20 protein-coding genes and 1 pseudogene are annotated in these 23,968 nt (G+C 67.4%); 9 read left to right on the top strand and 12 right to left on the bottom strand.

What is annotated here, in order from left to right:
* Nucleotides 1-27 precede the first annotated feature (27 nt).
* The 4 genes from BS83_RS20030 to BS83_RS20015 are packed head-to-tail and all read right to left on the bottom strand — an operon-like array spanning nt 28 to nt 1,738.
* Nucleotides 28-357, bottom strand: coding sequence for a hypothetical protein (locus tag BS83_RS20030; protein WP_037605058.1), 330 nt, complete (start codon nt 355-357; stop codon nt 28-30).
* Nucleotides 358-378: 21 nt separating this feature from the next.
* Nucleotides 379-1,254: a DUF2637 domain-containing protein gene (locus tag BS83_RS20025; RefSeq protein WP_051943424.1), complete on the bottom strand. Its 876-nt coding sequence runs from the start codon at nt 1,252-1,254 to the stop codon at nt 379-381.
* Nucleotides 1,251-1,466, bottom strand: coding sequence for a hypothetical protein (locus BS83_RS20020; RefSeq protein WP_037605057.1), 216 nt, complete (start codon nt 1,464-1,466; stop codon nt 1,251-1,253). Before BS83_RS20020 ends, BS83_RS20025 begins: the two co-directional genes overlap by 4 nt.
* Nucleotides 1,463-1,738: a hypothetical protein gene (locus BS83_RS20015; RefSeq protein ID WP_037605056.1), complete on the bottom strand. Its 276-nt coding sequence runs from the start codon at nt 1,736-1,738 to the stop codon at nt 1,463-1,465. The genes BS83_RS20020 and BS83_RS20015 overlap by 4 nt, the downstream gene beginning before the upstream one ends.
* A 163-nt stretch (nt 1,739-1,901) precedes the next feature.
* Between BS83_RS20015 and BS83_RS41965 the strand changes: the two genes are divergently transcribed.
* From BS83_RS41965 to BS83_RS20000, 3 genes are all read left to right on the top strand, one after another.
* On the top strand, nt 1,902-2,264 hold the full coding sequence (locus BS83_RS41965; RefSeq protein WP_063774198.1) for a GntR family transcriptional regulator: 363 nt from the start codon (nt 1,902-1,904) through the stop codon (nt 2,262-2,264).
* Between the two features lie 236 nt (nt 2,265-2,500).
* Complete coding sequence (locus BS83_RS20005; RefSeq protein ID WP_037609476.1) at nt 2,501-6,025, top strand: WD40 domain-containing protein; 3,525 nt, start codon at nt 2,501-2,503, stop codon at nt 6,023-6,025.
* A gap of 4 nt (nt 6,026-6,029) precedes the next feature.
* A complete protein-coding gene (locus BS83_RS20000) occupies nt 6,030-7,181 on the top strand; it encodes a damage-control phosphatase ARMT1 family protein (RefSeq protein ID WP_037605055.1) in 1,152 nt (383 codons plus the stop codon).
* Between the two features lie 47 nt (nt 7,182-7,228).
* Here BS83_RS20000 and BS83_RS19995 read toward each other — a convergent pair whose 3' ends face one another.
* Together BS83_RS19995 and BS83_RS48605 are read right to left on the bottom strand one after the other, a co-directional pair.
* Nucleotides 7,229-9,658 (bottom strand): restriction endonuclease, encoded by a 2,430-nt coding sequence (locus BS83_RS19995; RefSeq protein WP_037605054.1) that lies wholly within the window; start codon nt 9,656-9,658, stop codon nt 7,229-7,231.
* A 318-nt stretch (nt 9,659-9,976) separates the two neighbouring features.
* Complete coding sequence (locus tag BS83_RS48605) at nt 9,977-10,594, bottom strand: hypothetical protein (protein ID WP_332262421.1); 618 nt, start codon at nt 10,592-10,594, stop codon at nt 9,977-9,979.
* Here BS83_RS48605 and BS83_RS48600 point away from each other — a divergent pair.
* The 3 genes from BS83_RS48600 (at nt 10,484) to BS83_RS19980 (ending at nt 15,090) form a co-directional block, all read left to right on the top strand.
* Nucleotides 10,484-10,843: a restriction endonuclease gene (locus tag BS83_RS48600; protein WP_332262401.1), complete on the top strand. Its 360-nt coding sequence runs from the start codon at nt 10,484-10,486 to the stop codon at nt 10,841-10,843. The two genes, BS83_RS48605 and BS83_RS48600, sit on opposite strands and share 111 nt — an antisense overlap.
* 1,116 nt (nt 10,844-11,959) lie before the next feature.
* On the top strand, nt 11,960-13,198 hold the full coding sequence (locus BS83_RS19985; RefSeq protein WP_037605053.1) for an IS256 family transposase: 1,239 nt from the start codon (nt 11,960-11,962) through the stop codon (nt 13,196-13,198).
* 1,343 nt (nt 13,199-14,541) lie between these two features.
* The gene (locus BS83_RS19980) at nt 14,542-15,090 is read left to right on the top strand and encodes a DUF4262 domain-containing protein (protein WP_037605052.1); all 549 of its coding nucleotides are present in this window, start codon (nt 14,542-14,544) and stop codon (nt 15,088-15,090) included.
* On the opposite strand, the gene BS83_RS19975 is transcribed toward BS83_RS19980, so the two are convergent.
* The gene (locus BS83_RS19975; protein ID WP_157597252.1) at nt 15,037-15,672 is read right to left on the bottom strand and encodes a hypothetical protein; all 636 of its coding nucleotides are present in this window, start codon (nt 15,670-15,672) and stop codon (nt 15,037-15,039) included. The two genes, BS83_RS19980 and BS83_RS19975, sit on opposite strands and share 54 nt — an antisense overlap.
* Nucleotides 15,673-16,031: 359 nt before the next feature.
* Here BS83_RS19975 and BS83_RS19970 point away from each other — a divergent pair, with 359 nt between their 5' ends.
* The 3 genes and pseudogenes from BS83_RS19970 to BS83_RS47630 all read left to right on the top strand — a co-directional run.
* A complete protein-coding gene (locus BS83_RS19970) occupies nt 16,032-16,229 on the top strand; it encodes a DUF4177 domain-containing protein (RefSeq protein ID WP_037605050.1) in 198 nt (65 codons plus the stop codon).
* A gap of 541 nt (nt 16,230-16,770) precedes the next feature.
* A complete protein-coding gene (locus BS83_RS19965) occupies nt 16,771-17,268 on the top strand; it encodes an SPW repeat domain-containing protein (RefSeq protein WP_037605048.1) in 498 nt (165 codons plus the stop codon).
* Between the two features lie 154 nt (nt 17,269-17,422).
* Nucleotides 17,423-17,494 (top strand): annotated as a pseudogene (locus BS83_RS47630) (hypothetical protein); the annotation flags it as partial.
* 444 nt (nt 17,495-17,938) lie between these two features.
* On the opposite strand, the gene BS83_RS19955 reads toward BS83_RS47630, so the two are convergent.
* The 5 genes from BS83_RS19955 to BS83_RS19935 all read right to left on the bottom strand — a co-directional run bounded on the left by BS83_RS19955 (nt 17,939) and on the right by BS83_RS19935 (nt 23,932).
* Nucleotides 17,939-20,107 (bottom strand): putative Ig domain-containing protein, encoded by a 2,169-nt coding sequence (locus tag BS83_RS19955; RefSeq protein ID WP_051943420.1) that lies wholly within the window; start codon nt 20,105-20,107, stop codon nt 17,939-17,941.
* 219 nt (nt 20,108-20,326) lie between these two features.
* Entirely contained in the window at nt 20,327-20,851 is a 525-nt protein-coding gene (locus BS83_RS19950) for a DinB family protein (RefSeq protein ID WP_037605046.1), read from the bottom strand.
* Nucleotides 20,852-21,003: 152 nt separating this feature from the next.
* A complete protein-coding gene (locus BS83_RS19945; RefSeq protein ID WP_408641019.1) occupies nt 21,004-22,440 on the bottom strand; it encodes a lamin tail domain-containing protein in 1,437 nt (478 codons plus the stop codon).
* 207 nt (nt 22,441-22,647) lie between these two features.
* Entirely contained in the window at nt 22,648-23,043 is a 396-nt protein-coding gene (locus BS83_RS19940; protein ID WP_037605045.1) for a nuclear transport factor 2 family protein, read from the bottom strand.
* Nucleotides 23,044-23,089: 46 nt separating this feature from the next.
* The gene (locus BS83_RS19935) at nt 23,090-23,932 is read right to left on the bottom strand and encodes an ATP-grasp domain-containing protein (protein ID WP_051943418.1); all 843 of its coding nucleotides are present in this window, start codon (nt 23,930-23,932) and stop codon (nt 23,090-23,092) included.
* Nucleotides 23,933-23,968 lie beyond the last annotated feature (36 nt).

The following is a 23,968-nucleotide window of genomic DNA, read 5'->3' as shown; positions in this document are numbered from 1 at the left end:
TCCGGTTCCCTTCGGATGGTTGGGTGGTCAGGCCGCGGCGGCGGGGGCGTCGTGCTCGATCGGGATCGGCATGTAGCCGACCAACTCGACGCCGACGCCGGCGAACTCGCCCGGGACCTCAACCGCGTAGAAGGTGCGGTAGTCCTTCTCGGTGGACGTCTGCGGGTCCAGGCCCAGCGACTCGCGCCACTGCTCGAAGCCCGCCGGGTCGTTGTGGACGTTGATGGTCAACTCGGGGATGTAGGGGTTGACCTGGAACGAGGCGGTCGGCAGGTCGGGGAACTGAGTCACGAGCGCGAGCAGGGCTCGCACGGTGTTGTCCTGCTCGGAGAGGGGGCTGAACGGCTTGGTGCTCATGGCAGATGTCTCCTTCGCTGGTCAGTTGGACATGGACGCGGTGGCGAGGTCGGGAACGGCGTGCAGCTCGGGACGATCTCCCTGGCGCTCCCGCAGCAGCAGATCCCGGAGCATCCGCGCGTTCGCGGCAGAGGTGTGCGCGGCCTTGCGGATGCGCTCGGCGGACAGGTGCTCATTGGGCCAGTCGGCGGTCAACTCGCGCGCCTCGGTGAGCAGATCGGCGGGCGTGCGAGTCGGGCGCGGGGTGCGGGCAGTCGTCGGCAGGGGGCCGGTGGCGGGTCGGGGCCGACGCGCGGGCTTCGGCGCAGTCCCGGCCGGGGCAGGGAGCGGGGCCGTAGGAACGTCCGTCGGGGTGACGTACGCAGGCGGTTCCACGGGCTCCGAGACGGACGCGGGGGCCGGTTCGGGCAGGTCAGCTATCGACTGATCTGCGCTGAAAGATCTTGATTTGCCGGAGTCGGGGCGGTGGTGCAGCACCTTCGCCACCAGGTCCGAGCCGAAGAAGATGGAGCCGACCGGCAACGAGGTGCCCAGCAGGACCAGCGCCCAGTTGGCGGGAGGCCAGTCGGCCAGACGGATACGCGCGCCGTCGGGGGCGGTCAGCCCGTGCACGTAGTTCAGCACCAGCGACGCGAGCGTGTAGGACGCGAGGACCCGCAGCGCGAACCGGCGGGGCGACGCCTTCCCGCCCTCGCCCGGCTCGTCCGGCAGGACCAGCGTCGCCACCAGCGCCAGGGCCATCAGACCGTCGACCACCAGCGGGTAGACCACGGCGGCCGTGTGGTCCGCGCCGATCGTGTGGGCCACATCCCGCAGCGCGTTCCACGACACCCGGAACGCCATCAGGACCACGGCCAGCAGACCGGCGACCAGCGCCGCCTTCGCGGAACGCCTCACGGCTCGGCCCTCCCCCCGAGCCACGCCTTCAGCACGACCAGGACCACCAGGTAGGTCGCCGCCGTGGCGACGAACCCCCACATCCCGAAGTGCCAGCAGTTCCACAACACCACGCCGGCCGCAATCCCGGCCGCCCACTTGGCGCCCTCGCGGTCACCCGAGCCGCCGCGGCGTCCGCGCCCGCTCTCGACGTAGATCACCTGACGCCTCATGCCGCCACCTCCGCCCGGATGCTGGAGCGGGGAATCACGACACGGCGGAGGTTCATGGGTGAGGTGCCCAGCAGCTCGGCCGCATAAGCCGCCGCAATCGGGTCTTCCTGCTCCAGCTCCGCAAGCAGTGCGGCCGCGGCGTCCAGTCGGGCCGCGCGCTCGGTGGACGACTCGCCGGGCACCCCAGCGAACAGCTCCACATCAAAACCGAGCGCCAGACTGGCGAACTCGGTGGCGGTCACGGGCTCGTGACCAGCGACGAAGGTGCGCATCGCCTCTCCTGATCTAGGCATCGGGACAGGGTGAAGTGCTCCGGTTCGCACCCTCGGTCGGGTCGAACCGCTCATGAAGTAGCTTGCACTAGCGCGCGCTACTCCACAAGTCCCATGGGGTAGTGCGTGGCAGTGCGGGTTGATCGCCAGTTACGCTCGCAGCATGAGCCTCGCTGTGAACGATCCGAAGCTGCCGTCGGAGCAGGTGGCCGACCAGATCCGACAGAAGATCAACGCCAGTGGCTACCCGGACGGTCGGCTGCCAAGCACGCGGCAGCTCGCGGCCGACTTCGGTATCGCGACCCAGACCGTGCGCAACGGGCTACGCATCCTCGTGGACGAGGGACTCGTCTTCTCCGCAGGCAACCGCGGGTACTTCATCACCAACGCCGTGCCGGCGGGCTCCGCTGCGCCTGGTCCAACTCGGGGCTTGCGCGAGGAAATCAAGGAAATCCACTCCGCGATCCAGGAGCTTGCCGCCCGGGTGGCGGCGCTCGAAGAGATCTCACGTTCGGGCAGTGCCTGAGCTGCGCACTGCCGTTGACGAAAACAGTGCCCGGATTTCCTGGTGCTGTGGCTGGTCGGATGCTGCGGTGGTGCTGCGGACGCGGGGGCATAAGAGGCAAGATCTATTGCGCGCTCGAAGCCACGCCTCGCCTGGGTGTGGCGGTGATGCTGCGGGCTTGCTGCGGAGTACGTGTCCGTCCACCCGTGGCACAGTCACTCGTTGTTAGCGTCGGAGAGTCGGTCGAGGGGGTCTCGGTGGGCACAGTGCAGCGCTGGACGGGAAGGGAATCGCGCGCATTACGCGAGGCCAAGCGCCTGTCGGTGCGGGCATTCGCCGCTCACGTGGGAGTCGGAAGCCGAACGGTGTCTGACTGGGAGTCGCCTTCAAAGCCGAAGGCGATCAGCAAGGCAATCCAGGAGGCACTGGACACGACCTTGGAGCGATGCAGCCCGGCAGAGCAAGAGCGGTTCTGGGAAGCCCTCGGCGAAGCACCGATGGACCCTGGACGGCCCGAGTCGCTGCCAGGCAGCTTCCTCCCCATTCCGAACGCGGAGGCCAGTCTGGTGCACAGGGACAACGACTTTGAGGGCCTGATCTCCGTCCTGGAGGAAGCCCGGGATGCCGAGGGGATCGCGACGGTAGCGGTCGCGGGTCCAGGCGGCTTCGGCAAGACCACCATCGCAACGCAGCTGGTCCACGACGAACGGATCCGCGACCTCTACCCCGAGATTCTCTGGGTAGAGACCGGCGAGGGATGCACCCCAGCCCGGGTCGTGGAACTGATCTCCGACATCTGCGTCCACCTCAGCGGCTCGCGCCCTGCCCTCACAGACCCAGAGCAGGCCGGATTCCACCTGGCACGGCTCCTTCAGGATCGACGCGCCCTGCTGGTGGTCGACAACGTCTGGAGCGCCGCCGACCTGAGCCCATTCCTGCTCGGTGGTGAGGAATGCGTCCGCCTCGTCACGACGCGCAACGTCCGGGTGTGCCCGTCGAACGCGCGGGTGGTGCGACTTGGACCCATGACCGCGAGCGAGATCAGCGAGATGCTCACGCGCAATGTGGCGTCGCTGGACCGCAGCGAGGCCCAACAACTCGCGGAGTCGCTCGGCGGCTGGCCGCTGCTCGCGCAGATTGTCGGCTCCAACGTGGGACAAGACGTGGCCGCGGGCGCCCTGTCGGGCCGCGTAGTGGCCGAAGCGTCGGAGACCATCCGCGAGTACGGACCGCAGGCGTTCGACGTCCTAGACGCCGATCAACGCCGCAGCGCCATCGGCCAGGCGATCGCTTCCAGCCTCGACGGTTTGGAAGAGAGCATCACCCTGCACGGCGCCTCAGACCTGCGTGCCCGCTACCTGTCCCTGGCGGTGTTCCCTCCGGCGACCGCGATTCCCGTGCCCGTGCTCGTGCACTGGTGGAAGACCGCCTTCGGCTGGTCCCCGCAGGCCGTCCGCCAGTTCTGCCGCGTCCTCGCAGACCGCTCGTTGGTCAGCAGCTATCGAGCGGACACCGAAACGATCACGCTGCACGACGTCTTCCGGTCCTACCTGCGGCACTTGGCGGCGGACGACTGGAAGCAGCTGCACACGTCGTTGCTCGACAGCTACCGCGAGGACATCGCGGGGCTGTGGGCGGAACTCGATCCCGAGCACGGCTACCTGTGGCGCCACCTTCCGCACCACCTGCGCGAAGCCGGACTGGAAGACGAGTTGGTCTCCCTGCTGTCCTCCCCGGCCTACGTGGTGCGCAAGGTCGTGCTGGTGGGCGACCAGTCCTTGGCAGCCGACGCGGCCGTGCTCGACGCACTGCCACATGGGCGCCGAGCTGATTCCTGGACTGCCGCGCGGGTCATGGCAGGGTCCGGCTACCTGCTCACCGGACTTTCGGAGCCGGCCGACGTAGCTGCCACGTTGTCGATCGCGCTGCGCCGGTCATCGGCAACGATGCCACCTGCGGTGCTCACCGAGGTAACCTCGCTCGGCGCGGCCTTCCGCGCAGGCTGGGTGCGGCGCAATCCCGCGTTGGATGCCAAGGACGCCGGCCACGTCGGTGCCGTGGTCAGCGTGGCAACGGCGGCAGGAGTCGTTGCCTCGGGCGGTGAGGACGGCACGGTCCGGCTGTGGGACATCGCGACCCGCCGGGCGCTCCGGGTCTTCCGAGCGCACACCGGTTGGGTCTACGCGACGGCGCTGTCCCCGGCGGGGGATCTGGTGGCTTCCGCCGGCGAAGACGGTCTGATTCGGTTGTGGCGAACTGATTCCGGCGCACCGGTGGGCGTGCTTGCGGGACACTCGCGCCGAATCCGCGCGCTCGCGTTCGCGGCTGATGGGCGGCTGCTCGTCTCGGGTGCAGAAGACGGCGCCGTGTGCCTGTGGGATGCCGAGCGACTGCTGTTGGTCCGCCGGATGCAGACCACGGGCACTCCGGTCTGGTCGGTTGCCGTCTCGGGCGGCGAAGAACCCGTCGTGGCGACCAGCGGCGAGGACGAGTTCGTACGGCTGTTTGATATCGCTTCTGGGCGGTTGCTCGATGAGAAGGCGCAGCATCGTGACTGGGTGCGCTCGGTGGCCTTTGCTGCCGACTCGGGGCTTTTGGCCTCCGGATCTGGGGACGGCTCGGTCGTGGTGTGGACGACCAAGGGCGGCGCGCTCACGCCGGTTCGGCGCGCGACGGAGCTTCCGGGCCGGGTCCGCAGCGTCATCGCCTCGGCGGACGGCGCTCTGGTGATCGCCGCAACGGAGAAGCCAACGATTCACGTGCTGACCGTCGATGGTGACGCGGGGATGACTGCGCTTCCGCCTGGCGTCGACTGGGTGCGATCTCTGGCGCGCAGCAGCGACGGCACCATCGTTGCAGGCTGCGAGGACGGCGCGGTGCGGCTGTGGCCCGCCCACGGTGGCCAACTGGAGACGCTCGCGAGCGGGTCGAACACAACGTGGTCGACGGCGTACTCGCAGACCGGAGGGGCGGGGCTGATCGGCGACGGCGCCGGGACGATCGACGTGGCGAACGCCGTTGACTCTGCCACGCTGCGGACGCTTCCCGCTGGGTACGGGCGCGTCTGGTCGCTTGCCTCGGGCGCGGACCTGGTGGCCGGAGCCTGCGGTGACGGTGCCGTGCGGGTCTGGTCCCTCACGGACGACGCGTGGGAGCTGACTCTCAACGAGGACACGAACCGATCGTGGGCGGTCGCCATGGCGCGCACCGCGCCGCGTCTGGCGGCCAGCACGGGCGACGGCCACATCCGCTGTTGGGACCTGCCGAGCGGCGAGCTGCTGTGGTCGCAGGATGTGCACGCGGGCCGACTCCGCTCGATCGCGTTCAACGGTGACGGCCAGGTGCTCGCCGCATGCGGCGGCGACGGCTCTGTCCGCGTCTGGCAGGCCGCGAGCGGCGAGTTCGTCAGTCGCTTCACCTGCCCGAACGGGTGGGCGCGATCCGTCACGCTGGACGACCGAGGCACCCGTGCCGCTGTGGGCGCCGGGACCGGCGACATCGCTGTCCGTGACCTGACCAGCGACCGATTCACCGCCCAATTGAGCGGCCACTCGGGGCGAATCCTGATGGTGGCGTTCACAGGGAACCCGGATCAACTAGTCTCTGCGGCTGCCGACGGCACCGTGCGGCTCTGGTCGCTCTCCGAGCAGCAGCAACTTGCCGAGGTCCGCGTCGACGGCAGTCTCAACTGTGCCGCCTACGATCCTGTCCAGGGCCGCATCCTCGTCGGCAGCGCCGCCGGCGTCGTCGCCCTCGACCTGACCCCCTTCCGAGAGGGATAACCACATGACCGACCAGGCCCCGGCGATCATTTCGACCGACTCGCCGTTCGCCACGGACGTGTTCGTCAAGCGCCACCCCGCGCTCATCGAACGGATCCTCGGGGCCTGGCCGCTCGGCCCGGAACAGCACCATGCGCTGAGGAAACTGGCAGAGGAGAACGTGAGTGGGTTCATGGAACCCCTGCCCGCCAGCGCACCGGATGCAGATCAGTGGCGGGCGTGGGGGCGCGACTACTACGGCAAACCCTGGACAGCTGCGCCATTCTTGTGGGCCGAGTCCTTCTTCTATCGTCGGCTGCTGAATGCCGTGGGCTACTTCGGCGAAGGAGTCTGGCAGGGGCTCGACCTCTTTGCGCCGTTCAAGCAGGCGGAACTAGCCGGGGAGGTTGTCGCAGCTGAGGTTGAGGCGTTGGACGACGTTGCGGATCTCGCCAAAGACGATCGGGGACAGGCACTGCTGCTGTCGAGTCTCTGGGGCAACCGCGCGGACCTCAGCTTTCAGATCCAAGCCGGTCGCAGCTCGGAGAACTCGGGCTTGGTTGCTGACGACAGTGACCAACTGTGGAAGCTGCTTGAAGCCGCCCGCGGTGGCACCCTGGCGATCGTCGCGGACAATGCTGGCAGCGAGCTGATCGCCGATCTAGCCCTGATCGATCACCTGCTCACCGCTGGCACGGTCGGCGAAGTGGTCCTCTATGTGAAGCCAGCCCCTTACTACGTCTCGGACGCGATGGTCGCCGATGTCGGCGACTGCCTGCGCAAGCTGCTGACCGTTGACGGCGCAGCCCGAGGTGTGGGCGAGCGGCTACGCGAAGCCGCAGCGAACGAGCGACTCCACGTGCGTACGGATCCGTTCTTCTGTGCACCGTTCGACTTCACCGCCATGCCGGACAACCTGCGGGCACAACTCGCGTCAGCATCCGCAACGATCCTCAAGGGCGATCTCAACTACCGGCGGCTTGTGGGCGATCGCTGGTGGGATCCGACCGTTCCGTTCGGCGAGGTGACCAGCTACTTCCCCGGTGCCGTTGCAGCTCTGCGCACGCTGAAATCGGACGTCGCGGTCGGGCTGGAGCCGGGCACACTGGCCGCGCTGGAGGCATCGGGGACCACGTGGCGGACCGCAGGCACGCATGCGCTCATCCAGGTCTCGTAGCGAGAGAACTGGATTTGGTACTGCCCAGGAAGCGGCATTCGAAGAATTTATTCGATCAGCGTCGCGAAAAGTGAGTCGACTTCGTCAACGGCGGGGCTCCGGATTTCTGGGCGGATATCGGTATTCCGACGCGGGCGTTGGGCCCAGTCACCGTAGTCTCGTTCTTCATTGTCCGATGGGTCGTAGTACTCGAAAGCTTCCTCGCGCAGCAGCTCCAGCCGGCTGCCCAGTTCGGACGTTTCATGACTGAACTCGACTCCGAACATGCTGGACGCACTGCGCAGAGCTTCGAGTGCATCCTCACATTCGGTGATCCCGTTGGTAACCGACGCTTGCTCGCGATCCCAGGCTCTCGCGAAGTCAGCGTACGTTGACCTCAAGACAGCCTCCACCTGCCTGGATCTCTCAGATTGCGGAATATCTATTTCGACAATCAAGGAGAGGGCCTCCACGAAGTCCCGAGGATGCTCCAAACTCATCATCGAACTTTCCAGGGCATCATCTCGAATGCACGTGGTCACGGGGCGAAGTCCATCATAAGCACTCAGAAGTCGAAGCAGCTCCAGATCCAAACCCTGGAGCTGCTGGCCCTCACTGAACCTCTGCCTAAGAGCCTCAGTGATTAGCCGGACGGTTGACTCCCCAGCGAGGGACCTGCCGTATTTCTGGTCCAGCAGCAGAATGAAAAGATGCCGGGATGCCGGAACGGGGCGGCGCCTCACCCACGCCCAGGAGCTTCGAGCCTCCCACTGACAGCTCTCTGCCTTTTCCAACCGCAGAAGGGCGTCCATCAAGGAATGTTGCTGCCCGGGGGAAAGACGGCGGGCGCGCTGGAATCTGGGGCCAGCAGCCGCAAGGGATTCGAGGAGCGGCTCGCCCGCAAGCTCCCAATGTACCAACGTTTCAGCCTGCTCGAAGAATGCGCAGCCGCTCGCGATCTGCGCAATCTCCGTCGGCCGTGATGCAAGATATTCGCAGATATAGTCAGCGAATGACGGATTTTTGAGACTGATAAGCGTCGATTTCTTCTGAGGATGGATTCCCGACCGTGGATCGTACAGCCGATTCTGAGAATCCAAGGCCACGAACGTTCCCTGAAGCTTCTTGAGAGACCGATACAAAGCGTTTGCATCGGTAGATGTCCGGCCGTGGAGTGCTTCTTCATACCGTCGAACGGCCGCCAGAAGGTCGCTGAGCTCGATGTGCGATCGGGCAGTGGCAAGCAGAAGGAGAACCAGTCGCTCCGTTCCGGTGAGCTGGTTCTCAAAAATCCTGCCCCACAGCCCCTGGGGATTATCGAGCGACTTTGCCGCATAGTCAGGAAAATCTGCCCCGGGCGCCTTCGATCGACCAAAATTTGAAGTGATGAGCTCAATTAGCCGGGGGTTGAAATTTGGATGGCCCACGATGGCACGATATGAGCCCCCCAGAACGACCGCCCTGCGCGCCGAAGCCGGCAGGTCCGAGAAGTGGATATGGTTGTAGAAAATCTGCGCCCTTTGCTCCCTGGTGTAGTGCCCGAGGTTCAGGAGCACCCTAGCGCCGTCAGTGACATCGTCCAGGGCATCAATCCGACTCAGGGGTTCATATACTTGTGTGGCCTGACGAAGGATATACTCGCGAGTCGTCATAATAAGACGCTTGTCGGCACTCTTCTCAACCTGGGCAATTACCTGCGCGAGCCGACTGTCCTCGTTCTTTGACAGGCTTTCCAAGACGGAGTTTTGTCCAAGGAAATCATCGTAAAAGAAAGCCTGGCGAACGTCCGGCTTCCATGCCCGCTCAATATCGGATACATCTTCCGAGGCGACATGCAGACTCCAGCCGTCAGCGAGGAGTTGAAGCAGTAGCGTTTGCGCCAGGGTAGTTTTGCCGATCCCGGGTTCGCCAGAAATCACGCATACATGAGAAGCATTCAGCATGTCCAGCGCTTGCGGGAATGCCTCGCTATGAACGTAGAGACGGCGGCGAGCAACGATCCGGTCGACAAGTGCTGCATTGCGGGTGTAGAGGTCAGAGCTGAGCAACCGGTCCAGGACTGCGGTGGAGGTGATCCAGAGCTTGAAGTTGGCAATCTCAACGCGTGGGTGGAGGACCAACAGATTTTCGATGTCGTCCAGGCCGAGGATATCCCCCTCTGACAGCTTTGCCCTGGAAAACATGACGGCGATCTCTTGCTTATTCGCACGCGTAAGAGAAGCCGAGGTTGCGAGGAAATACCGCTGCCCACTGAATCGCGAGCCGATTTTCTTGGCTTCGCCTAGAAGTTGTGCTCTGATCTGGGAAAACTTCTTCCCGGGAGTGTGCTTGCACTGGACCACGAATAGCTCTCGGCCACCCTGGTGCAGGCGGACGTCCACACCGCCATCTCGTCCGGCGGGAAACGTGTCTAGACGAACCCCGTACTGGGCCTGGAAGAGGTCGCGCACAAGCACCTCGAAGTCGTGCGGTGAGAGATCCTCGTAGTTTCGCGCCACTCGTCCACTATCGCACCAAGTCTCATCCCTGCGAGGCCACTTGGCACCAACCTAGCTGTTCGGGCACGAGAGCCCGGGCCGGCGGCCCCCTTCGTCGAGGACTGAGCTCAGGGCCCACGTGCGACAGTGTCCCGGAGCCAGGCGCGTGAGGTCCGGGCGAGCTGCCGGTGTCGAGTCACACCACCTGGCCGGATCTCGCCATAGCCGTAGAGGCGTCCTGTCGACCTGTCGGTGCCGCGTGCTCACCTGAGAGGAACACGTCACATGAGATGGCGTCAGATTCGAGGGGGCAGGCATGGCTGGACGTCCTGGCTACCACTACCGCCGCGGCGGTTGGGCGAAGAACCCGACGCCGAAGGCTAAGGCCAGCAGCAAGTGGATCATGTGGGCTGTCGTCGCAGTCCTCGCGTACGCGGCACTGCACAGCTGCTTCAGCGGATCATCCTCCGGAACCCCGTCGAGCAGCAAGGCGACCGCCAAGGCAAGCGCGAGCGCTGCCCGGTGAGTCGGAACCTGGACCGGCTCAAGGCGACCCTTCCTGGCGTCCCTCGTGGTCGTCGGGAATGGACCGCGGCTGGCGTCGTGGGCTGCGTTGTGGTTCTCGCAGTGTGGCGGTTCGCTGGAGTCAGCCTCGCCATCGGGGCGCGTCTCTGGTGGCTTGCCCCGATTGTGGCCGTGATTGGCGTGGCGGCTGCCGCGCTGCGCCTGCTTGCGAGACGCGCCAGCGAGAGCGCGAGGGCTGCGCGCCTGGCGCTGCTCAGGCTGCCATTGATAGCACTGGATGCGATGGACCCACGGGAGTTCGAACTCGCGGTGCGGGATCTGATGATCCGGGACGGAATCAGTACCCGCCATGTCGGACAGCGTGGCGACCAGGCTGCGGATGCCATCGGTCGGGACCGATGGGGCCGGGTCTATGTCGCTCAGTGCAAGCACACCACGGTTGGTGGTCGTGTCGGCTCATCCGTCATGTATCAGATCAAGGGGACGGCCGGACCAGTGCACGGCGCCGCATTCGGGGTACTGGTGACCAACGGACAGGTGACTCGGGATGCTCGGGCGTGGGGCGATCTGAATGCCGTGTACTGGCTCGACCGCGAGCGCTTACGGCTCTGGGCTGAGGATGGGCTGTCCCTACAGGAGGTACTACACCTCCAGCCGGGACGGCGCCGCGTCCTGGGCTGACCTGTCCGGACTGTCCCAGGTGTCCCTGTGTCCCAGCAATACTCCTAGCTCAGCGTTTGCCCGGGGCGGGGCCTGGGACAGTCTTTCCGGCAGTTCTGTGGCGTGAAGGGCTGAAACAGCGGCGCGGCTGTTTCAGCCCAAAGCCGGACGGCAATCTGACGGCACGCTTTGACGGCAACGTCTGGGGACGCGCGAGGATGCCCGGGGACGCCTGTGGCGGTCGCGTCCCATGAGGAGAGGCTCCGCTGGACATTAATCGAACGCGTTGTCGAACTTACAAAGCAGATGTCGGCGGTTCGAATCCGTCTGTGCCCACCAAGTTTGATCAGCAACGGAGCCCACGCCAGGATCGGCGTGAGGCTCCGTTTGCCTTTTAACGTGTCACCTGGACCTGGTGGTCTGTCGTCCGCAGTGCCGAACAGCTCGAACACGACGACTCACCACGCATTGCCGACAGCGCCGGTGAGGAGATGGCCCCCTCGTCGATCGCTGTGATGACTTTCTCTACTGAATCAAGGCGCTCGCTCCGCTCGCGCGGCCCGGCCTGCCGTCCGTGCCGGCCTCCCCGCGGATGGCTGGCCCGGTCTCGCCCCGGCCCGATCGGCACCCTCTCCCCGGTCGCTCCCGCACGTCCGCGCTCCACCAACCGCAGGGGATGGAAGAGCAAAGATCGACGCGGGACGAGTCCCGCAGCAGCCACCACGGACACACGGGCAGAGCGAATAACTGATCGGCGACCCGACGGGTCTGGACATTCACACTGCTACGCGGGCGTCGGCCATCCGCCGACGCCCGCCCGCCCTCAGGCCTTAAGTACGGGCGGGCGCACGCCAGCGGTGGCCTCCCCCTCGGACAGGAAAGAGACAAGGGGGATCAACAGTCTGGGACTGCATGGCTGAGCTCACCAACGATTTGCTTCAAGCACCCACCGCCGGAACGGGTACGGGGTGCGTGCAGGGCGCCGGTCGGACCGGGGCGGGCCGGTTGCGTCCTGGGAAATGGTGTACGGGTTTCCACCTGATCCGGGGGTTTGCTCCTGAATCGGTTGGGTGCCCGCATAGTTGAACGGCCATCGGCTGATCTTCGAGGTGTCTAAGCCCGAAGGAGACCAGCACGATGACCGCACCTGACAGTCTGCCCCTGCACGCCACGATTGAGGCGAACTTGGCCTCGGCGAGTCCCGATCTGCTGCGCGCGATGGTCAAGACGTTCGCCGACGCGCTCATGTCCGCGGAGGCCGACGCTCTCTGCAACGCCGAATACGGGCAGGTCAGCGACGAACGCGTCAACCACCGCAACGGCTACCGCCCGCGCGAGTGGGACACCCGCGCCGGCACCGTCGAGCTGGCCATCCCCAAACTGCGGTCGGGCTCCTACTTCCCCACCTGGCTGCTGGAACGCCGACGCCGGGCCGAGCAGGCCCTGATCTCGGTCGTCGCCACCGCCTACCTGCTCGGCGTCTCCACCCGCCGTGTCGAGAAGCTCGCCGAGACCCTGGGCGTCACCCAGCTGTCGAAGTCCCAGGTCAGCGAGATGGCCAAGCACCTGGACGGGCGGGTCGCGGAGTTCCGCAACCGCCCCCTGGACCAGGGGCCCTACACCTTCGTCTGGCTCGACGCGCTGACCCAGAAGGTCCGCGAGGGCGGCCGCGTGGTCAACATCGCATGCCTGGTCGCCGTCGGCGTCAACAACGAGGGCCAGCGCGAAGTCCTGGGCCTGGACGTCGCCACCGTCGAGGACGGAGCCGGCTGGACCGCATTCCTGCGGTCCCTGGTCGCCCGCGGCCTGGCCGGGGTGAAGCTGGTTGTCTCCGACGCCCACACAGGCCTGGTCGACGCCGTCGCCGGGGTCCTGCCCGGCGCGAGCTGGCAGCGCTGCCGCACCCACTACGCCCGCAACCTCCTGACTCAGGTCCCCAAATCGGCCCAGCCGTGGGTCGCCACACTGCTGCGGACCGTGTTCGAGCAGCCCGACGCCGACGCGGTCCATCAGCAGATGGGTCAGGTGATCGGCTCGCTGCACGAGAAGTTCCCCGCCGCGGCCGAGCACCTGGAGAACGCCCGCGAGGACCTGCTGGCGTTCGCCGCCTTCCCACGCACGGTCTGGAAGAGCATCTGGAGCAACAACCCGCAGGAACGGCTGAACAAGGAGATCCGCCGCCGCACCGACGTCGTCGGGATCTTCCCCGACCGAGCCTCCGTCATCAGGCTGGTCGGCGCTGTCCTGGCCGAGCAGAGCGACGAATGGGCCGAGCAACGGCGCTACATCGGGTCCGAGATCCTCGGCCGCTGCCGCCTCCACCCGATCGAGGGAGAACCCACCGACGACACCAACCCGACCGCCCTCACCGCCTAATCTGCAAAGAGATCACCGACTGGCCGTCGATACACCACGCCAGCGGACGTGACCGGCGGGCCCGGGGGCAGCCTCAGCAGGAGGCACGCAGCGACCATAGGACCCTGCTCCCCGAACATGACACCGTCTTCTCAGAGGCAACCATCACCACCAGCATGGAGGGCGCCATGGGGCTCCGCCCCAAACCCCGGCCCTCTCAAGGAGCCAGCCAGCGGCGAAAGCGCGGGTAGGTGGTGGGGTGGGGGCGCGGGGTGGCTTCTCCCCGATCGAGCCCCGGAGGCGTACCGGGAACCTCCCAGGGCCGCCAGGCCAAGCCCAAGGGTCACGCGGTGAGCCCGGCGGCCCTGGGAGAACCCCGGTTCGGCAGAGCTGCCCGATCGAGGAGGAACCGACCAGCTCGCCCCTTGGCGTTGCGACGGCGGGACCCGGGCCGAGTCCGCCAGCGCATTTGCGGCTCATGCCGGAGTCGCGGACTCGTAGATCCGCACAGGAGTTGAACATGTTCAAACAGAGATCCATTATGGCCGTAGCTGCACGTCGTGCAGGTGCGGTGCGGGCTTGGCCGCGACGGGGGCACTTGGGGGGATTGTGGGCAAAGGCAACGACGAACCCGACGATGGATGGGATTCGCGGGAGGCATGGCGCCCGCCAGGGCGACGTCAACCTGCCCGACGGACCTTGCTATTGGTGGGGGGCGTTGCCGCCGCACTCGTGGGCGCCCTTGGCTTGCTGCTTCGCCTGATAGCGACGTCCGACTCACTGCCAGCGCGTGAGACCGCAACCCCAGCCCAGATCCTCGGGGCCTGGCATGGCTCGGACGGAACCGCGATCCTTTTCGGCGCAGACGGAACTTTCACGGCTCGGCATTGGCCAACGTCCGTTCCGGATGTACACGGTTGGACCTACCGCGACTACGCGGGCACCTGGAACGTCCAATCAGGAGAAGCAGTCTTGACGTTCGGCCCACTACCTGACGTGGTGTCCCCGGCCGACGTGATGGACCTGGTGAAGCTACCCGACGGCTCTGCTGGAGTCTGCGCGGCATACGACCCCGATTCCGTGTGCGGCGGGGCAGAGATTCTCGTTCAAAGTTGATCAAGGCGCGCGAAGTCCATGATCCGGACCAGCTGCGGGCCAGGAGCCGAAGCGGACGTGGGCAATGTGCGATCGGTGCTGGTCAGGGACGGAGTCCAGCCGGAGAATCAAGCGGTCTGTAAAGCCGCTCCTCGCGGGCCCCGGTTCGGCGGAGCTGCCCGATCGAGGAGGGACCACCCCACTCAGGCCAGAGCCAGAATGCGGGGCCTGCCTGCCTGACTCGAATGCCCACCTCGTACTCTCCACGCATGACCAGCGATCCATTCCTGTGCCGATGCATCCTGTGCCATGACTACGGTGACCGGGACGATGCAGACCAGGTCGATCGGACGATCATCGCTCATGTGCAGGAGCACGGATGGCACGTCGTGATGGTTCCCGAGGATGAGATCGGCCCTGGGTTCGCCTACACGATCGGCCTGGCTCACGCGCACGGCGCGCCTGAGCTCGCGATGTTTGGGCTCGACATCCACGAGATGTACCGCATGCTCGACGCGCTCGGTGAGAAGGTCGCGTCAGGCACGGTCCTGGCTGACGGACAGGAGCACCGGGGCGTCGTTCGCGACCGGCTTGTGGCACTCAAGCACGCCGACCCTCGCTGGTATCGGATCTTCTTTGGGTGGGCAATAGGGTTCTACCGACGGCCACCCCTCCCGGTCCTGCAGGTGGCATGGCCGGATGTGAACGACCGCTTTCACTGGGAACAAGAAGTCGAGCGGGGGCATCGGGAATCGCAGCCTCAGCTATGGCTGCCGCCCGGCGAGCACCCTGTTGGGGTCTGGACGGCTGAGCTCTGACCAAGTCCGCCGACAATGCCTGCCTGCGCCGAGCCGTAGCAACGCCGTGCCACATTCGTGCCAGATCGATTGGGGAAGCGCGGGGCACTCCGGGGACTGGCGGGGAATGGGCGACAGATCGCGCAGGTGGCAGGAATCAAGGTCGGCTCGTCGCTGGTATTCCTGGGGTACAGAGTCCGCGTCGATCGACAGGACGCCATGGCCATGGTGACCGGCGAGAAATGCTGTGAAGTCGGTTGGGTTTCCGGCCACCGCCGGCAGGTCATCGGCGCGGGGCTGGAAGCGCTCGGTCAGCTCAGCCGAGAGTCGCAGGTCGAGCGTCGGCAGCGTGTATTCGGGTGTGGTTCCGCGCCAGAACAGCCAGTCGGCGATCCGAAGGGCGGGGCATCTCGCGCTCTGGGGCTGTTCGGAGTCGTGGGCGAATGTCCATGTTCCGAGGTAGAAGTAGACGGCCTTCGTCAGCGCGGCGTCGAGGACGGGAGTGGGGTCGTCCTTGATCCTCCAGTGCCATCGCATCTCGGCCTCGGGTACTGGTGTGTCGATTGCCGCCAGCCAGAGGTGATAGGGCGTCGAGTCCTCCACGTGCGCGAGCATAGGGGTGCCACGCGCCCAGTCGCCTGATCACGCGCTTGGCGTCGGGCGTCAGCAGCGGTTCATGGTGATGCCCGAGCAGCTGCCTGTCTTCGGTCCGCAGCTGGGCGGTTCCACACTCCAGTCGCATCAAGCCATGCTCCACTCCTCCGGTCGTGCCACCACGTGCCAGGAGACAGCGGCGCATACGGGGAGTCGCGGGCAATCGAGGGGACGAATGCGGCTCCCTTGCTGGTGGCGGCGTCGCCGCTCAGGCGGGATCCGCCCCGGGAAGACTTGCAAAGGAGATGTCGGCGCGCTGGCCTGCTCGTCCGGTTGATGCCCTTCTGTGCCTGCCGGACAATGATCACATGGCTGCGAGGTATGAGTACAAGGCGCTCGAGCTACGGGAGAAGTACGCCGGCCGCAGGCTCTCTGGCGACAAGTTGGAGAAAGTCCTGAATGAACACGCGGCTCAGGGTTGGCAGTTGAAGTTCCTGACCAGGGCCGGAGGCAGTGGTCTCAATAACTTGAGGATCTTCGTTACCTTCGAACGGCCGGTCGACTAGCCGGCGCCCCCAGGAAGCAACTGGGACCCAGATCGACACCCAACCGCCGTTCATGGCTGCTGCCGTGCTTTCTCCGGCTGACGGTTCTCGGTGGGGCCTGGCATTCGGGCCTGGCCGCCCACTGAGTACGTTCTCGACGCGCCGAGGGGTTCGTGCGAAGGGGAGCGTCTGAGGGACCTCGGGGAGGCGAGCGAGCCGAACGCAGAAGCGGGTGCGCCGACGACGCTCTCGCGGTGGGACGACCGGGACGAGGATGCCCGGCGTCCCCTCCTGCGAGCAGCCTACGTGGTGTGGACTCGCCGCAGGCGTGCAGGCTCGCGGTCCGAGGTGGTGGTTCGAATGCCACTCCCACCAGCGAAAAGGCCCACGGCGAGCATGGTGTCGGGCGGCCTGACGTGGGCGGCGGCGGAGCGGGGGTGGGCAGCGCTCGTCGGGCGTGGTGATCAGTAGCGGGTGACAATCCAAGTACGAAGGATCGCCCGCCGCGGGCCGGAAGGGCTGCGGCGAGCGGTGCCCTGTCGTCCGAGCCAGAGGGGCTGTCATGGCGCTTGTGACTACAACCCGCGCACCTGAGATCGTCGGTCTGGAGAGGGTCAAGCCACCGCGTCACCTGTGGTGGGCGGACCAGCGGGAGTCTCTGGGCTATCCGCTGATCCTGATCGGCGTGTGGTTGTTCACGACGATCGCGGTGCTCGACTACCCGACGACGTACCAGGCTCAGGAGGCCCACCTCAACGAGGTCATGGTGGGCATCGTGGCCGTCCTCAACGGAATGGGCCGCCTGCTGCGTGAGCCCACCAGAGTCAGCGACGTCATCATCGGTCTGGCGGGCGCCTGGCTGGTGATCGCGCCTTTCGCCGTGGGTTACTCCCACTACTCCGAAGCCGGCCAGGCGGCCGTCGCGGACATCGTGACCGGCGGAGTGCTGATCCTTCTGGCCGTATACAGCAGCGTGGCGCTGGTGATCTCCGAACGGGCCCTCCAGAGCGCAAAGGCGACCCCCGTGAGTCGCGAGACCAAGGAGAAGGCCAAGGCGTAGGGACAGGCGCCCGGGGGCCGCGGGCCGCGGTGAGCTGAGCCCGCGGATGGTCGCCCCGGCGTCACGTCGACGGCCGAACCGCTTCCGGCGGCTCGGCGGTCACACGGTCCTGATCCCGTCGTCGACCACGACGTCGGCCATCACCGTCACCGCCGTGGGCTCGGGCGCGTCCATCCAGGGCGCGATCCCCATCATTCTGGGTGCGAACGTCGGAACCACGGTGACGACGAGCCTGGGCGCCCCGACGGTCCATGACCTCTACAACTGGCTCGCGCTGCTGATCTTCCTCCCGATCGAGCCGATCTGGCATCCGCTGAAACACGTCAGCGGGGCGCTGGCCAATGCGCTGTACGGCACCGGCTGGATCCCCAATCCGGCCCACTTCAACTTCATCCGGGCCACCAGACCGGTGGAGCACGAGGTGATCCACGCGACCACGCACGTCAGCAGCACCCTCGGTCCGCTGTTCACCATCGTGATCGGGGCCCTGCTGATCCTGGTCGCCGTCCGCTACCTGGGAAAGCTGCCCAAACTGCTCATGGTGGGCAGGGCCCACGACATTCTGATCAAGGCCGTCCTGACAGCCGCTCGGTCGTCGTCCGAGGGGCGGGTCCCCCCGGGATACGGGATGACAGGGGACCCGCCGCTCGATCAGGGGATCAGGGTGCGATCAGGAGGTGGTGATGTCGTCGTAGTAGGTGTACGTCGGGTCGCCGGGGTAGTTGTCGTCCTTGTTGGTCAGGGTCAGCGTGTAGCTGTGGCCCGCCGTGATGGTGGCGGTCTTCAGTACCCAGCCGGAGCTGGAGACGCAGGTCTTGGCCAGGACGGTGGTGGTGGTGCCCGAGGTGTTGTCCTTCAGCGTGGCGGTGGCCCAGTCGTAGGTGACGGTGTCCGGGCAGGTCACGTTGTAGTAGAAGGACAGCTTGGTGGTGCCGGCCGGGGCGGTGAAGGTCTGCGCCGCGGTGGAGGTGTTGGACGGGGTGGTCAGGCCCAGCATCGCGCCGTAGCTGCCGCTGTGCGCCGCGCCGGCCGTCACCGCGGCGTTGCCGGTGGTGGTCCAGTTGGAGAAGCTGCCGGTCTCGAAGCCGCCGTTGAGGACGCCGTTGCCGCCACCGACCGGGTTGACGGTCCAGGTGAAGGACGTGGAGCCGGAGGCGCCGGTGCTGTCGGAGGCGGTGACGGTGACGGTGGAGCTGCCCGCCGTCGTGGGCGTGCCGGAGATCAGGCCGGAGGAGGAGACGGAGAGGCCCACCGGGAGGCCGGTGGCCGAGTAGGTCAAGGTCAGGCCGCCCGAGTCGGTGCCGCTCAGCTGCAGGGAGGCGGCCGTGCCGACGGTGCCGGTCTGGTTGCCCGGGTTGGTGACGGTCACGGTGTTGCCCGTCGAGCCGCTGCCGACCGGGAGGCCGCCGGACGCCGCGTACATCCCCACGTCGAAGGTGCTGCCGCTGGGGGCGTGGGCGATCGGGATCACCGTGACCGCGTTGCCGCCCGCGAGGACGGAGGTGGAGATGTAGTCGCCGAACATCCGTCCCTGGGAGGTGTTCGGCAGCCAGGCCAGGGTCATCGGGCCGGCCAGCTGGACGGCGGGCGTCCAGGTGGCGCCGCCGTCGGTGGAGGAGACGTAGCCCGCGTCGAGCTGGCAGGTCGTGTCCGTGCAGGAGGCGTTCGGGTAGTAGTAGTACGTCAGCCCGATCCTGGCGGTGCTGCCGGAGCTGTTCGGGTCGACGCCGATGCCGGCCGTGAAGTGGTCGGCCGTGCTGGTGACGGCGTCGATCGGCACGCGGGCCGGGGTGCTCCACGTGGTGCCGTTGGTGGAGGTCGACATGATGATGTCGTTGCTCGGGCAGCCGCTGCGGAAGCGGCAGTCGGACCAGACCGCGTAGACCTTGCCCGAGGAGTCGATCTCGGCCGACGGCAGCGGGCTCTCGCGCAGGGTGTCGCGCGGTGACAGCGTGGCGATGTCGTTGGCGGCGTCCTCGAGACCGGCCACGGTGTGGTGGGAGACGGTGGCGATCAGCACGCTGGAGCCCCAGCTGCTGCCGCCGTTGGTCGAGGTGAAGGAGCGTTCGGCGTTCGAGCTGGCCGAGGAGAACGGCACTACGACGGTGCCGTTGGGCTGGACGACGGGCTGACCGCCGAGGCCGCTGGGGCTGTCGGCCGGGCTCAGCTGGGAACCCCAGGACGCGCCGCCGTTGGTCGAGGTGCGCATGTGCTCGGCGTCGCCGGCGTTGGCGTCGTCGTATTCGGTGTAGCAGTGGCCGTAGTAGGGGCTGGCCGAGTGGTTGTCGCAGACGGTCCAGTTCTTGTCGTCGAACGTGCCGGTGGAGATCGTGACCGGGTTGCCCCAGGTGTGGCCGCCGTCGGTGGAGCGGCTCAGCTCCACGTCAACGTTGCCGCTGGGGGCGATGCCGAGCCAGGACACCATCCAGACGTTGTCCTTGACGTCGTAGGCCACCGAGGCGTCGCTGACCTGCCCGTACGGGCCGCCGGTGTTGGCGGTGGTGGCGGGCAGGAAGCCGTTGGTCCAGGTCTGGCCGCCGTCGGTCGAGGTCGTCCAGCCGATGTTGGACGCGCCGCCGCCCGAGACGCGGCCGACCTGGAAGGCGGAGACGACGGTGCTGCCGTAGCTGAAGGTGTCCGGCTCGACCTCGGTGGCGTGCTGCGCCTGGGCGTCGGAGTACGGATCGGTACTGATCTTGGTCATGCTGGGCGCGACCTGCGGCGCGTGCGGGTGGGCGGCCGCCTGGGCGTCGGCGACGAAGGCAGGCGTGGCTAACGCCAGTGCTGCTGAGAGGGCTGCGCCGAGAATCCTTGGTCCTGTTCGAGCCAGTACGGACATGTCTTCTCCTGACATGCGAAGCGGTACCGGTGGTGTCGGTGTCCCGACACACTGGACATGCGGATTCTGTTGCCACCACTGGGAGTGAGGGAAGATGCGTGCAGTGACAGGAACGTGACACCGCATCAGCCCGTCGGAGCCGCCCGGCCGGACGACGGGCAGGCGAAGGTCCAGTTCAGCCGCCTGATGGCCGCCCGGTGCCACGGGCGCAGGCTGCCGCTACTCGCCGGTGTCGCCGTCGGCGAGCTCGCGGGCGACGTCCAGATGGCCGCAGTGGCGGGCGTATTCCTGCAGGACGTAGCAGAGGATCCAGGCCAGGGTGGGCGGCGGCTTCGGGTCGCCGGGCCGGAAGCGGCCGCCGGTGCGGGCGACGTCGCCGAGGGCGCTGCGGCGGGCGATGGCCCGGGTCCTGGCGCCGCCCTCGTGCAGTGCGGCGAGCAGCGTGTCGGCCGTGTCCTCGGGTAGCACGCGCCAGTTCCCCTCGGCGTTCTCGTCGCCGTGCGGATCGGGGAGCGGCTCGGCCAGGAAGCCCCAGACCAGCCAGCGCCGCTCCATGAACACGAGGTGCTTGAGGAGTTGCAGGGGCGACCAGCCCGAGGGCAGGCGGCTGGTGCGCAGCTCGTCCTCGCCCAGCCCGCGGATCTTCCGCTCGACCGCGGCGCGGTGGAAGTCGAGGAAGCCCAGGAGCAGCAGTGCGGGGTCGGCCTCGTCGCGCTCCGGCTTGTGTACAGGGCTGCTGCTCACGACACGAGAGTGCCACGACCGGGCGGCGGAACGACGGAGGCGGGCCGCTCCCTCGGAACTCGCCGGGGGAGCGGCCCGCCGCTCGTCTCAGGCCGGGCCCGGAGCCGGAACGGCGACCGGGGCAGGCCGGGAGCAGGGCCGGGGACGCGGGATCAGCAGGTGATGGTGCCCTTGCGGATCGCGTGGCCGCCGTCGTTGGAGTCGTCCGACCAGTAGACCGGCTTGGAGCCGGACACGCACTCGTCGGCCGGGGCCGGGAAGAAGCCCTCGTTGTTGTAGTCGGGCATGCCGCTGGGGCGGTTGTAGATCGCGGTCAGCGCGAAGGCGCCGGTCGCGTCGACCTGCACGGTGCGGTGCTCGCCGTTGCAGGTGTCGTCGCAGACGACCCAGAGCCGGGAGGCCTGCGGCTCCCACTGCAGCTCCATGACGCCCGCCATGCCGCTGGAGATGGTGGCGACCTTGGTGAACGCGCCGGAGTCCTGGAGGACGTAGCCGTAGACCATGCCGCTGCCCTCGACGCCGACGAAGAAGACGCCGGCGGAGTGCGAGGCGTAGCGGGTCGGGTCGTAGGCCGCGCCGGTGGACTGGTCCTTGAAACCCGCGCCGGTCAGGTAGCTGTCCGGGACCCAGGTGACGCCCTCGAGGCCGAGGTTGGCGCCGGTCGCCGGCAGGTCAGAGGTGAGGTTCCACTCCTGGGTGGCGTTCAGCGTGGTGCCGGTGCCGCTGACGTCGTAGCGCAGCACGGAGAGGCGGCTGGTGCCGGACGAGTCGGCGTTGCGCTCGGAGGAGACGTAGACGCCGCCGGCCGAGCCCGCGCCGGTCAGCGTGACGCCCTCGTCGTCGGGGGTGCCGGTGCCGCCGGGGAAGTGCAGCGTCTTGCCGGTGGTCCAGCCGTTGGTGGTGTCCGGGGTCCAGCCGCCGGAGCCGTCGCGGACCAGCCGCCACAGCTTGCCGGAGTTCTGTGCGCCCCACATGACCGAGCCCTCCTGGTAGAGGCCGCTCAGGTCCTGGCCGAAGACGTTGGACGCGTCCGCGGTGGAGACGGTATTGCTGCCCGGCCAGGCTGCGGCGGTGATGCCGCCGCCCGAACCGGAGCCGCTGCCACAGGCGTTGGGGCCGCCGAGGGTGATCGCGGTGGCCTGGACGAAGGCGCCGGTGCCGTCGGCGCAGCGGGACCAGGACGGGTTGGAGTGGCTGGTCCAGGTGAAGCTGTCGACCAGGGTGGTGCCGTCGGCCAGGTAGAGACGCGCCGAGTCGCTGGAGCCGAGGCCGAAGGAGCTGTGCACGTCGAAGGCCACGTAGCCGTTGGCGGCGAGCGTGGTGCCCGATGCGATCTTGTACTTGGAGCTGTTGTTGTTGTCCTTCAGGATCCACCCCGAGACGTCGACGGCGGCGGTGCCCTTGTTGTACAGCTCGATCGAGTCGTTGATGCTTCCGGTGGTCACGACCTCGTTGATCCGGATGTCGTCGGTCGCGGCCGCGTGGGCCGGGTTCGCGACGAAGACGCCGGCGGCGAGCAGGGAGCCGGCGACGACGGCGAGGGGCAGGCGGAAGGTGCGGCGCCACAGTGGGGTGCGCGCTTCGGTCACGGTGTGTCCGTCCCTGGAGTTGGTGGGGGCGATCGACAATCAGGCCTGCGCGAGACTGCCCGCCACTGATCAACAACTCCGGGACGGTGGGTAAGCGTTCGGTGAACTGTGTAAGACGGCCCCTTGGTCCGGTCGCAGTTTCCGCCGGATATCGCCCAGTTGTAGTAAATAGCCGGTAAGAGTCAGGGTGCTGCGGGGTTTCCCTGCTCAGCCCCAGAACTCGTTCGAGGCCTCGACGTCCTCCAGGCACTCGTCGAGGTCGGTGACCTTGTCGCCGATGATGCGGAAGACGATCCCGCCCATCTGCTCGATCTTCTTCCCGGCCCGCTCGGCGGAGAGGCGGCTGACGGACATCGCGTGTCCGCGCCCGTCGACGAACACGTGCATCAGCTCCACGTGGACGGTCCCGTTCGACTCGGCGGCCAACTGCCCGTAGTAGTTCAGCACCGCCGACAGGCCCTTGTGGTCGCCGGACAGGTGGTGGGTTCCCGGGACGTGATGCGTCACGTCCGCGGTCATGAGTGTGCCGAGGGTTTCCATGTCGCCCTCGGAGAATGCCTGGTAACCGCGACGGATCAACGCGGCGTGCGGGTGTTCAGCCATGGCGATCGCCGCCTTCCTCGACTTGCGGGAGTGTGGCTGACGTGTATCAGCCTGCCACCGGTCGAGCGGCGGTGCCATCGGGGCCGGACCGGGATCGCAGGAAGCCGCGGTCGTGGGCGGAGACCGATCCGAGCGGGCCGGTGGCACGCAGGACGACGTCGAGGACGGAGTCGGGGTCGGCGGCGTAGCTGTGGGCGAACCAGGGCATGTTCGCCTCCACGACGGCCCAGCGGTCCACGCCGCTGTCCGGGTCCTGGACGAGGCCGACGTCCACGACGGTGGCGCTGGGAAGCGAGCCGGCACAGGCGGCGAGGAAGGAGGCGGCGAAGGCGCGGACCTCCGGCTCGTGAGGGTCGGCGCCGAGCGCGGCGACGTCGAGGCGGCCGAAGCGGGCGTAGCGGCTCGCGGTGACGAGCGCACCGTCCAGTACGAAGAGCCGGTACTCCCAGGCGAAGGTGACGACCTCGGAGACGAGGACCGGCGTGTCGGGGTCGATGCGCTCGCCGCCGGTGGGCAGCCGGCTGCCGTCGGCGTAGACGGCAGCGGGGAACTGCTTGTCGCTCGGGGGTTTGACGAACTGCGGGCGGGTCGAGCCCCAGGCGTCGGACAGGGTGGTCAGCTCGACCCGACGACCGGTGAACTCCCGTGGCAGCTCCGCGAGCCAGGCGTCGTGCGGTTCGAGCAGGGCCAGGTCGCAGCCGGGCGCGGAGGCGAGGAACCGGTCCGCGGCGAGGGGGCCGCCGTACCAGTGCAGGGTGCGCCCTGCCAGCCTCGCGGCGGTCTCCGGGGTCACCACGGCGTGGCCGAGGCCACGGCGGGCCGCGGTCTCGGCGAGCAGGGTGCTGGTGCCGGTCGGCTGCCCGGCGGTGAGCAGGACGGGCGCGTTCACGACGCGGGCCGGAACTCGTGGGACATCGAGTGCGCT

This window comes from Streptacidiphilus rugosus AM-16 (assembly GCF_000744655.1).
Taxonomy (GTDB): domain Bacteria; phylum Actinomycetota; class Actinomycetes; order Streptomycetales; family Streptomycetaceae; genus Streptacidiphilus; species Streptacidiphilus rugosus.
The sequence above is the reverse complement of the archived record's forward strand: the minus strand, read 5'-3'. Positions and strand labels throughout refer to the sequence as shown.